The 13,186-nt window shown below is 43.8% G+C and carries 7 protein-coding genes; all 7 read left to right on the top strand.

Annotated elements, in window-relative coordinates; genetic code table 11:
• The first annotated feature begins 9 nt into the window (after positions 1 to 9).
• The 7 genes from tilS to HUW51_RS06355 all read left to right on the top strand — a co-directional run bounded on the left by tilS (position 10) and on the right by HUW51_RS06355 (position 13,024).
• Positions 10 to 1,332: a tRNA lysidine(34) synthetase TilS gene (gene tilS, locus HUW51_RS06385; protein ID WP_185273155.1), complete on the top strand. Its 1,323-nt coding sequence runs from the start codon at positions 10 to 12 to the stop codon at positions 1,330 to 1,332.
• A 245-nt stretch (positions 1,333 to 1,577) separates the two neighbouring features.
• Entirely contained in the window at positions 1,578 to 2,522 is a 945-nt protein-coding gene (mdh, locus tag HUW51_RS06380; RefSeq protein WP_185273154.1) for a malate dehydrogenase, read from the top strand.
• Between the two features lie 460 nt (positions 2,523 to 2,982).
• Entirely contained in the window at positions 2,983 to 3,396 is a 414-nt protein-coding gene (locus tag HUW51_RS06375; RefSeq protein ID WP_185273153.1) for a response regulator, read from the top strand.
• 122 nt (positions 3,397 to 3,518) lie between these two features.
• Entirely contained in the window at positions 3,519 to 4,739 is a 1,221-nt protein-coding gene (locus HUW51_RS06370) for an exonuclease SbcCD subunit D C-terminal domain-containing protein (RefSeq protein WP_185273152.1), read from the top strand.
• Positions 4,740 to 5,033: 294 nt separating this feature from the next.
• Entirely contained in the window at positions 5,034 to 8,702 is a 3,669-nt protein-coding gene (locus tag HUW51_RS06365; protein WP_185273151.1) for an AAA family ATPase, read from the top strand.
• A gap of 34 nt (positions 8,703 to 8,736) precedes the next feature.
• Complete coding sequence (locus HUW51_RS06360) at positions 8,737 to 9,486, top strand: thermonuclease family protein (RefSeq protein ID WP_185273150.1); 750 nt, start codon at positions 8,737 to 8,739, stop codon at positions 9,484 to 9,486.
• Positions 9,487 to 9,970: 484 nt separating this feature from the next.
• Complete coding sequence (locus tag HUW51_RS06355; protein ID WP_185273149.1) at positions 9,971 to 13,024, top strand: T9SS type A sorting domain-containing protein; 3,054 nt, start codon at positions 9,971 to 9,973, stop codon at positions 13,022 to 13,024.
• Positions 13,025 to 13,186 lie beyond the last annotated feature (162 nt).

Here is a 13,186-nt window from a genome sequence, read left to right as displayed (position 1 = left end):
GGGTATTTTATGATTCAGAAAGTTTTAGCCTTTGCGCAACAACACCAGCTTTTTACGCCCGACCACCAAATTATTGCGGCCGTTAGCGGCGGCATTGATTCGGTAGTACTCTGCGACTTACTTGCCGAATTAAATTTAAAATTTGCCATTGCGCACGCTAACTTTGGCTTACGCGGCGAAGAATCCGATGCCGACGAACTCTTCGTCAAAAAATTAGCCAAGAAATACAACGTTCCGGTTTACACCGAACATTTTAATACCAAAGCTTTTGCCACGCAGGAAAAAATATCGACGCAAATGGCCGCCCGCACCTTGCGGTATACCTGGTTCGAAAACTTACGCCAGCAATTAAGTTACGATTCTATTGCCGTAGCCCACCACCAAAGCGATACCGTAGAAACTATTTTGCTAAACCTGACCCGCGGTACCGGTTTACCCGGCTTGCACGGCATTGCACCCAAAAATGGTAACATAATCCGGCCCTTGCTTTGTTTGCGCAAAGACGATATCTACGACTACGTTACCAGCAAACAGCTTATCTGGCGCGAAGATTCCTCGAACGAAACTACCTTGTACCAACGCAACAAAATCCGCCACGAGGTTATTCCGGTACTCAAACAACTTAATCCTAACCTGGAACAAACCGTGCAACAAACCGCCGCTAAAATTAGTGCGGCCGAAATACTGGTTAACGAGTACGTGCAAAGAGTACGCGAGCAAGTTCTGCGCCTTGAAAACGGAATTACTTACCTGGATATTGCCGGTCTTCCCCAATCGGCGGCGTTGCCGCTTGTTTTATTTGAATTGCTTCAGTTTTATGGATTTACGTTTGAAGTTACGCAATCGATTATAGTCGCTCTGGAAGGCGAGTCCGGTAAACTTTTTGAATCCGCAACGCATACCTTGGCAAAAGACCGGGAACAATTGGTAATTACCGCTAAAAACTTACAAGCCTTTGGTAGTTACGAGATTTTGCCGGAGCAAACCGAATTACAAGTTCCGGATTTACAATTAAGCCTGAAGCATCTCTCCGCTGCTAATTATAAAATTAATACAGGTAAGAAAGTAGCGGCCCTGGATAGTGGTTTGCTGCAGTTTCCGCTGAAGATACGCACTTGGAAAGAAGGCGATTGGTTTGTGCCTTTGGGCATGAACGGCAAAAAGAAGATCAGCGATTTTTTAATTGACGAAAAAGTACCGGTAAATTTAAAAGACCGGGTAAAAGTGCTCACTTCGGGTAACTCTATTGTGTGGGTGATGGGCTACCGCCTGGACACCCGGTTTAAAATAACCGATAAAACCGAGCAAGTGCTGGAAATGAAAATGCAGTAGTGATTGAAAATTTAGTTAGCCGCCAAGTTTAATCTATAATAGCTTAAGCCAATAGTGCGGTTTCCTTTTCTTTGGCTATATATCTGGTGTAACTCACTTTTAACCGAAAAATTTAAAATTTTTAAAAAATTTCCTTTTCTAAACTTTAACAGGAAATAAATAGAACAAAACATTTTCCGTTCGGCTTTTTTTATAATTTTACGACCTTGAAAATCTAAACCGTTCCATCTTAATCTGTTTATACCATGAAAGTAACTGTTGTAGGAGCTGGAAACGTAGGTGCTACCTGTGCCGATGTGCTGGCTTACCGCGAAATTGCCAATGAAGTAGTACTAGTAGATATTAAAGAAGGTTTTGCCGAAGGCAAAGCGCTGGATATCTGGCAGAAATCACCGATTAACCTGTACGATACCCGCACCGTGGGCGTTACCAACGATTACTCCCGGACAGCAGATTCAGATATTGTTGTGATTACTTCCGGTTTGCCCCGCAAACCCGGCATGACCCGCGATGACTTAATTTCGACCAACGCTGGTATTGTGCAATCTGTTACCGAAAACGTGATTAAGTATTCGCCGAACGCCATTATTATTGTGGTATCTAACCCATTAGATGTAATGACTTACGCGGCCCATTTAACAGCTAAACTGCCCCGCACCAAAGTAATGGGTATGGCGGGTATTTTGGATACGGCTCGTTATCGCGCTTTCCTGGCCGAAGCTTTAGATGTTTCCCCGAAAGATATTCAGGCCGTATTATTGGGTGGCCACGGCGATACTATGGTGCCCCTGCCGCGTTATACTACGGTAGGCGGTATTCCGGTAACCGAGTTAATCGACGAAGAAACGTTAAACGCTATTATTGAACGCACTAAAAACGGTGGTGGCGAATTAGTAAAATTAATGGGTACTTCGGCCTGGTACGCTCCGGGTTCGGCGGCGGCTCAAATGGTAGAAGCCATTGCCCGCGATCAGAAACGCGTTTTCCCGGTATGTATTAAGCTGGAAGGCGAGTACGGCATTACCGGAACTTACCTGGGTGTGCCCGTAGTATTAGGCAAAAACGGCGTAGAAAAAGTTATCGAACTGCAACTGAACGACGAGGAAATGGAGCTTTTACGTAACTCCGAAAAACACGTGCGCGAAGTAATGGAAGTTCTGGATAGCATGACCGCTTCTAAATCGAACTAATATTTTTTTAAATAAAAACAAAAAGCACAGCTTCGGTTGTGCTTTTTGTTTTAGCAGTACTATTTCCTGCACCTTTAGAGTAGTAGCAATAAGCAGAATAAACCAGAATAAAACAGTAGGCCCTTTTATTTACCGGCTTTTTTTAAAATTTTTCGCTTGAGACTCACGTGCTCCCGTATTTTGTTGCCGATACTATGTAGCTTTTCTGGCGCAAACACGTAAAGCCGAAGGTTATTGCACCAGACATTGCAAAATTGCTCTAAACTAAAACCACCAACCAAGTTATCCATTAGTAATTGTGCTTACATTTGCGCAAATTACTTTGGGAAGTAGTCTATTCACAAATTTTAAGTTTTTTGAGGTTATTCTTATTAAATAATCGCCTAAAGGCTTTTAATAAGTGTTATTACTACGTTAATTAACGAAAACGATTCCGCCAGATTTTATTTAAATCCACGTAATGACCCGAACAGTAATTAATTCTGTTTTGCTGATTGATGACGATGCAATTAGTAATTTCTTAAATACCCGGCTATTAAAAGAAATGCAAGTTGCCCAAGAAATAAAGGTTACTTTAAACGGGGAAGAAGCGTTGCGATACCTCCAACAGCAAAAAGCGGCCAATAAACCTTTCCCGGAATTAATCTTATTAGATATTAATATGCCGGTAATGAACGGTTTCGAATTTTTGGAGGCCTTCCGGGACGTTGCCGACGAAAACAACCAATCGGTAATTATTATCTTAACTACGTCTACCAACGCCCGCGATTTTGACCAACTAAAGAATTACGAAGAAGTAGAAGTTTATCTAAGCAAACCGCTCACCGACGAGAACCTGCTGTACATCCTGGATAAACATTTTCCATCGGAGTAAATACACGTGTTTATATGATACAGGTGCTTTTAACCACCCAACGATATATCCGGTAGGCAAGCTATCTTTTTTCAAACTTTAGCGATATCTTCACTTTTTTAATTAGAAGATCAAGGGGACGGATGAGAATATTGCATACTTCGGATTGGCATTTAGGAAAGCGTTTAGAGCAATGCGAGCGCACCGACGAACACCAGCATTTTCTGGACTGGCTGATTAAAACAATCCGGGAGCAGGAAATTGATGTGTTACTAATTGCCGGCGATGTTTTTGACATTGGTTCTCCCTCTAATGCCGCTTTAAAGCAATATTACGATTTTTTGTGGGCCTTACGGGCCACTAACTGCCGCGAAGTAATTATAACCGGCGGCAACCACGATTCAGTTTCTACCTTAAACGCGCCGCAAGCTTTACTCAAATATTTTCGGGTACATGTTATTGGCGGAGTGCCCCACGAATTTGCTGATCAGATTATTCCCATAAAAGATAATACCGGTCAAGTTGAATTGGTAGTTTGTGCCGTACCTTTTCTGCGCGATAAAGACGTGCGCCTATCCATTCCGGGCGAAACTCACGCCGAGCGCGAAGCCCGTTTAAAAGAAGGAATTAGCGCGCATTACCGGCAAATGGCCGAAGAGGTAGCTCCGTATAAAGTTCAACAAATCCCGGTAATTGCCATGGGGCATTTATTTGCTGCCGGTGGTAGCGCTTCGGATAGCGAAAAAGAAATTCATGTGGGTAACTTAGGCCAGATTGGCGCCGACCAGTTTCCGAAAGAGTTTGATTATATTGCCCTGGGCCATTTGCATCGGCCACAAATCGTTAACAATACACCACATATCCGGTATTCCGGGTCGCCTATTCCGCTTTCTTTCAGCGAGGTAGAAGATAATAAACTAGTACTGATTTTAAATTTTGTTCAAAATCAACTAGTATCGATAGAAGAAGTGCCGGTACCTTGCTGCCGGAAACTCGTGCGATTTAAAGGCAGTCTGGATGAAGTAAAAAGCCGCATGCAGGCTTTTGAACCCCACAATTTTATTTACCCGGCCTGGGCCGAAATACAAGTAGAAACCGAAAATTATATTCCGGATTTAGATGGCCAACTAGCCCAAGTTACCCAAACCATGCCGCACCTGGAGCGCGTTTTTACCCGGCAAATTAAATTAAAACCTACGGTAACACTTCATGCGCAGTCATTCGATCAGCTCACGAATTTGCAGGAACTGGATCCAAAAGAAGTTTTCCGGAAAAAGTGTGATGCCGTTTACGGCGACGGAGAATACACCGATTTACTTACTACCTTTGATGAACTGCTGGAAAAAATGACCCAGATAGAATAATTTACCGACATCTCTAAATTCTAAAATTTTTAAATTTTTTAAATTTTGCCGGAATGCAGTTCCGGTTAATTTATTGGCGGTAATATAACCTGCTGCTGTGTTCTTGAAACCGGAGCCTGGGTATTTAAAAATAGAAAAATTTAAAAATTTAGGTTGGGTAAATTTAATCTCGCTATTCATAAAGGGTTAAGTAAAGCAGAGCCTATTCGCCTCTTTAAATTTTTTTAATCTGTTTTTTCGTCTTTATCTTTAAGAAAACAGAACAGCCGTTGAGCCGGCTTGGTACGCATATTTATGAAGATACTGGGTGTCCGATTTCTGAACCTGAACTCGCTGAAAGGATTACACGAAATTCGTTTTGATCAAAGCCCTTTAGTGGATGCCGGTTTATTTGCTATTACCGGACCCACCGGGGCCGGAAAAACTACTTTACTCGATGCTATTACTGTGGGGCTTTTTGGCCGGGTACATCGCCACGACCGCGATGCCTACGAAATTATGACCCGCCACACCGGCGAATCTTTCTCGGAAGTAGATTTTGAAGTAAAAGGCAAACAATACCGCGCCAAATGGTCGTTGTACCGGAGCCGTAAAAAGCCGGATGGTAAAATACAACCTACCCACATGGAGCTGCTGGAGTTACCGGATCAAAACCCTCTGGATTTAAAACCCAGCGAAGTTCCCGCTAAAGTTACCGAAATTAGTGGTTTAGACTATAGCCAGTTTTTACGTTCTGTAATCCTGTCGCAAGGCGATTTTACCCGGTTTTTAAAAGCCAGCGAAAGCGAGCGCAGCGAGTTGCTCGAAAAAATTACCGACACCGGCATTTACTCCCGCATTTCGGTAAGTGCTTACCGCCAGGCCGATAAAGAGAAAAAAGCCCTGGAACTTTTACGTGCCAAGCTCAATCATTCTGATTTATTAACCGATGACCAAGTTGCTGATTTTCAAAAACAAGTAAGCCAATTACAGCACCAGATTCAGGCGCAGCACCAGGCAAAACAAACCCACGAGCAGCAACTTAACTGGTTAATCCGGCTGGAGCAACTGCAACAAAAGAAAACCGGTTTAGCTGCCGAGTTGCAGGTTTTAGAAGCCAGCTTTGAAGCACAACAAATAGAATTTAAAAAATTACAACAACACCAACGCGCCTTACAGTTTAAACCAGCCTTAATCGAAATAAAAACGTCGCAAAACCAGGCCAAACAATTAGGGCAAGATTTAACGGATATAAATTTGTTGTTGCCCAATTACCAGCAACAAACCCAAGATGCCGAGCAAAATTTAATTCTGGCTCAGCAACAGGTAAAAAACGCGCAGCAGGAACTGGATAAAGCTGAACCTGTATTTCACGCGGTTACCCGCCAAGATTCGGTAATTGCCAGCAGCCAGGAGTATTTCCGGAGCAGCCAGGAAAGCTGCCAGCGGGCCGAAGAAGAATTAAAAAATTTAAAAAAAATACGCGAAAACAAGCAACAAGCGCTTCAGCAAATAGAGCTAAATCTTAGCCAGGCGCAAAACTGGTTAAAACAAAATCAAACGGCGCAGCACCTGGACCGCGAAATTATCATCTACCAACAAGGCGTTAAAGATTTACAGGAGATTAGCCGTAAACTGCATGAAGTACAACGGGAACAAGCCCAGCAGAGTACCGCACAAATAGCTGCTACGCAATTTATTCAGGAGCAAACCCGACAAATAGAACAAGACCGGCAACTGCAGGCGGCTACGCTGCAGCAAATTCTAGCGTATCAGCAAAATTTAAAAAAATTATTAAACGGGCAGTCGGTTACGGAGTTGGAAAACACCTGCAATGCTTTACCGGCGCAGATTAATTTACTCGAACAACAATACTTGCGGGCCGATCAGTTTGGGCAATTAAAAGAAAAGGCCAATCTGCTGCGCGAAAGTTTAAGTAAAACTCAAGCCGCGCTCGACCAAACCAATGTACTCGTAAATGAGTCCGGCACCAAATTGCAGCAAGCCAACGAAACCTTAAAGCATTTACAACAAATTGTAGATTTGCAGCGCCAGATTCAGAAATACGAAGCCGACCGGGATTTATTACAGCCCAACCAACCGTGCCCGCTGTGTGGTTCCGAGCTTCATCCGTTTGTAGTAAATGAGTACCATAGCAACGTAACCGAAGCCGAACAAAACCGGGAGCAGCAACAGCAATTAGTGGCTAAATTAACTACCGAACAAACCACTTTAATTACCCGCCTGAGCTCGCTGCAAACTTTACAGGCCAACGAGCAAAAACAATTAATGCAGCTACGCACCGAAGGCGGACAGCTAAAAAATCAGTTTGATGTGGTGCAACAAAATGTAACTGAAGCATGCACCATAGAAGATAAATCCAACATTCAGGAACTGCTTTTTTCGTACCAAAACCGGTACCAACAGCTACGACAACTTTTAACCAACATCCGGCGCAACGAAGAAGAAAGTCGGGCTTTAGACAAAAAATTACAAGAGCAAAAAGAGCTTATTTTTAAAAAAGAACACGAGATTAACCGGGCGCAGGAAAAAGTAGAACTAGCTACCCAACACGTACAACGCCTGCTGGCCGATCTTGCCGATTTACAGGAGCAACAAACTGTAGTAACCGGGCAGGTGCAATCGTTTTTACAGCGTTTTAAAATTTTATTTCACCTGGATAAAAGCAAAGAAATTGAATTAGAGTTGCAACAGCGGGCCGATGCCTTTACCGCTCAAACTAATCAGGTACAGGAAGCCAACTTAACTTTAAAGCAAGTAGAAACCGAGCTGCATAGCCTCCAAGATAATATCAGGCAAAAAGAACAGCTTTTTCAGCAACAGCAAGCGCAGTTACAGCAAGAAGAAGCTAATTTAAAGCAATTAATAGCCGACCGGCAGCAGTTATTTGGTACAAAAAATCCGCAGGAAGAGCGCGAGCGTTTAAAATTTAATTTAACCCGGCATCAGCAGTTACTGGAAAACAGCCGCAACGTTTTCCTGGAAAAACAAGAGCAAATGCGCTTAGCCCAAAGCCGGCAACAACAATGGCAAACAGAATTAAACCGGGTGCAGGCGCAGGTTACCAATCTTACTACGCAATTAGCGCATTCGGTGCGCGCCCAGAACATAGATTCGGTAGATACTTTGGTTCAATTATTTTTAAACGACGACGAAGCGCACTGGATTGAATTATTACAAAAACAGGCCGAACGGGCGCTTACCGAAACCCGCAAGCTGTACTCCGAAACCGAATCTGAATTACTGCGGGAGCAAGAACGGCAGTTAACCGGTAGTTCTTACGCTGCCTTACAAGCCGAGATAGAACGTTTGGGAGCAAGTATAGCGTTATTGCACCAGCAAATTGGTTCGTTGCAATTACAGCTAAAGCAAGACGCCGACTTAAAAATAAAATACCAGGAAACGGCCGCCCAAGTAGAAATTCAGAAAAAAGAATACGTGCGCTGGGAAAAAATGGCGGCACTCATCGGCTCGGCCGACGGTAAAAAATTCAGTAAGTTTGCCCAGGGGCTTACTTTAACACGATTAACCGAATTAGCAAACCGGCATTTATTAAAATTAAACCCGCGGTACCGCATCTTAAAAAGTGCTACCCAAGACCTGGAGCTACTAATAATGGATACCTACCAGGCTGATGTGGTCCGGTCTATGAACACTCTATCGGGCGGCGAAAGTTTTCTGGTAAGTTTGGCGCTGGCGCTTGGCTTATCAGATCTGGCAGGCCGCAAGGCTCAAATTAATTCTTTATTTATCGACGAAGGCTTTGGTACTTTAGATAACGAAACGCTTGATATAGCTATTAGTGCGCTCGAAAATTTACAATCCGGCGGTAAGCTTATTGGTATTATTTCGCACGTAGAAGCCCTGAAAGAGCGCATCAACACACAAATTCAGGTAAGTAAACAAGTAGGCGGACAAAGTACTTTAAAAATTGTGGGTTACAATCTGGAGGCATTTGCGTAAGCTAAAAATATACTAAATTTTAAAAAATTGCCCCATGAACCTAGTTATGCGCCTGCGTTCGCTTCATCCTACTTATTACTACTTGTTTTTCTGGTTAGTTATTTGGTCGTGCCGGCAAAAACAACCCGAAACCCTCTCGGCAACTAAGGAATCTACCACTATTGGTTACAAAGTTATTTCCATAAAAGACGGCGATACCATTGAACTTTTAAAAGATGGCAAGCCTTTGCGGGTTAGGCTACTCGGGGTAGATGCCCCCGAGAAAAACCAGGATTATGGTACGGTAGCCCGGCAGTTTACTTCGGATTTATGTTTTAATAAAGTAGTGCAATTAATTGTTGATGGCCAGGATCGTTACGGCCGCACGGTTGGTACCATTATTTTACCCGATGGCCGATCTCTGAACCAGGAATTAGTCCGGAATGGCTATGCCTGGCACTACAAAGCGTATTCGCGCGATCAAACGTTAGCGCAGTTAGAGACAGAAGCTCGCCAAAACCGGCGCGGACTCTGGGAAAAGCCCCGGCCGGTTGCCCCCTGGGATTTCCGGAAATCGCGGCGGCAAAACACTAACGCCACCAATACCGCGCAAAACATTCCCCGCCCCTCCGATGCCTCTCGTAAAGTATACATCTGTTCTAGTACCGGAGCTACTACGTATCACCTGCGCAAAACTTGCAGCGTTTTAAAACGCTGTAAAACTAACGTAGAAACCGTTACTCGCGGAACAGCGGTAGTTAACCGGCAACGTACTGCCTGTAAAGTTTGCGCCAAAGCTGCCTGATTTTTTAAATTTTTAAAATTACTTGTTCCTGGTAGTTAATGCGTGGGCGAAGTGCTCTCAAAAACCTTTTGGAGTATAAATTTTTACGTAGTAGCATGCTGGGTAACAGTACTATTAACCTTTTGATATATCCATTCAAAAAATAATTTTTATAAAATGTAAATTAAAGTATATCATAAAATGTTGTGTTGGCTGCTCTCAGCTACTAGGTTTTATGCATCAGGTTGTTGCCTTAATAATTATCCAGTTCATACTACATGGAACAAAACCTTTTTTGTAGATTTATCGCTAAAACAGTACTGATTTCCGCGTAATACTTAATCCTTTGCAAATTAATCTAATCCTAAAGTGCTTCCACTTGCAGGTTCGCGTATAAGCTACCTTAAAATAAGCTTTGCTTTTTAAATCCTGTAATTTTTTGGTTACCGGCTAAGCCTATTGTCTTTATAAATCAAATACGTGCCTTAATTTACATCGTCTGTCTATGAATTTAACTTTTCTACGAATTAAGTATTCATATTTATTGATTGTTTTTGTTGTTTTTTCTGGAACTTGTTTATGCTCCAACGCCTGGGCCCAGTCTAAGCAATGGGATAAAACTTTTGGAGGCTATAAAAATTACTACGAAGATTATTGGGGAACCTCTTCTTTAGAAGCGATGGTTCGCACACCAGATGGCGGTTATTTACTAGCAGGTAATTCCGATTCGGATGTTTTTGAAGATAAAACCGCCGACCGGATAGGCGGTAATGATTTTTGGTTGGTACGGTTAAGCAGCAACGGCACTAAACTCTGGGATAAAGCTATTGGCGGCTATAGTTTTGATGGTTTAGAAACTATTGTGGTTGCGCCGGGTGGCGGCTATTTATTGGGCGGTGTTTCTTACTCCGACATTGGTGCTGATAAAAGCCAGAATAGCAAAGGTGGAGCCGATTATTGGGTCGTAAAAATTGATGAAAATGGCCGTAAACTCTGGGACAAAACCTTTGGCGGAACCGACGAAGATATACTGCAAGCCATTATTCCTACTACAGACGGAGGGTATCTTTTAGGGGGGTATTCCCGGTCAGGAAAAGGAGGCGATAAAAGTGAAGGTAGCCGCGATACTTCTGAAAACTATTTCGAAACTTCGGATTATTGGGTGGTTAAAATAAACGGGAGCGGCAGTAAGCTTTGGGATAAAACCATTGGGGGCAATGGCCGGGATAATCTAAAAGCGCTGGTAGCTACCTCGGATGGTGGTTTTTTAGTAGGTGGCACTTCGGCTTCGGGTAAAAGCGGCGAGAAAAGCGAGGCATCGCGCGGGCTATACCCGAGCGATGATTATTGGGTTGTTAAAATAAATAGTACGGGCACGCGCGTTTGGGATAAAACCGTTGGCGGCTTTGGCACGGATGCGCTGCAGGCTTTGGTAACCACCGCCGATGGTGGTTTTTTTCTGGCCGGAACTTCCGACTCCGATATTACCGCCGATAAAACTGCGGCTAACAAGGGTTTAACCGATTATTGGGTAGTAAAACTAAGTGCCACGGGTACTAAAGCCTGGGATAAAACCTATGGTGGCCGCGAAAGCGATAACTTGGCAACCATGATTGCGGGAGCAAATGGCTCTTATTTAATGGGGGGCTCGTCTACTTCGGGTATTGGCTTAGATAAAACGGAGGCTAATCGCAGCGACGACGATTATTGGCTAGTGAAAATCGATGAAAGTGGCACTAAACTCTGGGATAAAGCCTTTGGCGGTAGTACCGGTGAAGGAGGTGTTTTTGGCACCAATTATGGTGATTTTTTAAGCGCCATAATTACTACTGCCGATGGCGGGTACTTAGTGGGCGGCACTTCCGACTCTAATGCTGGCTCCGATAAAAGCGAAAACAGTAAAGGATTTACTGATTTTTGGGTAATAAAAGTAAAAGAAGAAATTCCGCAAGCTACTTTAAGTTGGTCTTTTACCTACGGAGGTTTAGAAGCAGATAGTTTTTCTGCGGTTGTTAATACTAGCGATGGGGGGTACCTGTTGGGTGGGCATTCGCTCTCGGGGAGTAGTGGCGACAAAACCCAGACTAGCCGGGGTGGGCAGGATTTCTGGATTGTGAAAACCGATGCCAGCGGCCGTAAACTTTGGGATAAACGTTTCGGGGGCTCTAACCACGACTACCTGAATCATATTATTACTACCCAGGACGGCGGTTATTTACTAGCTGGTTCTTCTTTATCTAATACGGGCGGGGACAAAAGCCAAAGTAGCCGGGGTGGGCAGGATTTCTGGATTGTAAAGATTAACAGTGCCGGGCTAAAGCAATGGGACCGCCGTTTTGGCGGTTCAGGTTATGAAGATTTACGCAAAGTAATTCAGTTAACTTCCGGCGAATACGTGCTGGCCGGGTTAAGCGATTCGCCGGCTGGGGGCGATAAAAGCCAGGCAAGCCGGGGAGGGCGCGATTTTTGGGTAGTTAAAGTAAATGCCAGCGGTACTAAACTCTGGGATAAGCGCTTTGGCGGAAGTTTAAACGATAACCTGGAAGATTTTACTTTAACCGCCGATGGGGGCTTTCTTTTGGGTGGCTCGTCACTTTCGGGCCAGAATGGCGATAAAACCCAAGGCAGCCGGGGCAGTTCCGATTACTGGTTCGTGCGCATTGATAGCAAAGGAACAAAATTATGGGATCGCCGTTTTGGCGGCAGTGGTGAAGAGCAGCTTTTTTCATTGGGTCGCACCGCTACCGGCGATTTTTACGTAGCTGGTTTTAGTGCTTCTGGGGTGAGCGGCGATAAAAGTGAAAACAGCCGGGGCGGCAAAGATTACTGGATGCTAAAAATTTCGGGTACCGGGTCTAAGATCTGGGACCGTCGTTTTGGAGGCAGCAGCGACGATGAGCTTCGCTCCATTATACTTACGGCCGATGGTGGCTATTTGCTGGGGGGTAAGTCTGCTTCGGCAAAAAACGGCGATAAAAGCCAGGCAAGCCAGGGCAGCAGTGATTACTGGGTAGTAAAAACGTCGGCCACAGGCGCCAAATTGTGGGATAAGCGGTACGGCGGTAGTGCCGCCGAAGACTTACGGGCCATTGTAACTACCACCGAAGGCGGTTATTTATTAGCAGGTCGTTCTAATTCTGGTATTAGCGGCGACCGCACCCAACCCAGCCAAGGCAGCACCGATTATTGGTTGGTAAATCTGAGCTATATAGGCGAACCCGCCCGCCGACGAACTTTAGAAGCAGAACGTTTGGCTGTAACCCAACCTGTTACTTTAGGCGAAACAGAAACATCTGATCTGCAACTACGCAGTTACCCTAATCCTTTTATGGATAAAATCGTTATCACTTTTGTTTTACCGCAAACGCAGGTAGTAAATTTAAAAATTTACGATAACCAGGGTAAGGCAATAAGTACTTTATATCAAGGCGAAGCAGAAGCCAACAAATTATATGAATTGATCTGGCAACCTAAACCGCAAGTAACAGGTGGTATTTACTTTATCCAATTAAGCGGATCAAACCAAAACAGTTATCAAAAAATTATATTAGTGCGCTGACTTTGCCAGCACCTGAAACTCATGAAAGTATAATTCATTTTATTCTTAATCAAGCGTATAGATCTAAAAACTTTAACAAAGAAAGATTGCTAGCTGATAAAACATAATTAAGCAATAGCTTGTTACAGAGTTAATTAAAGTTACTTAGTACAAAATAAGAGA

The organism is Adhaeribacter swui (genome assembly GCF_014217805.1).
Lineage (GTDB): Bacteria > Bacteroidota > Bacteroidia > Cytophagales > Hymenobacteraceae > Adhaeribacter > Adhaeribacter swui.
Note: the sequence above shows the minus strand (reverse complement) of the source record. Positions and strands in the feature narration are given on the sequence as shown.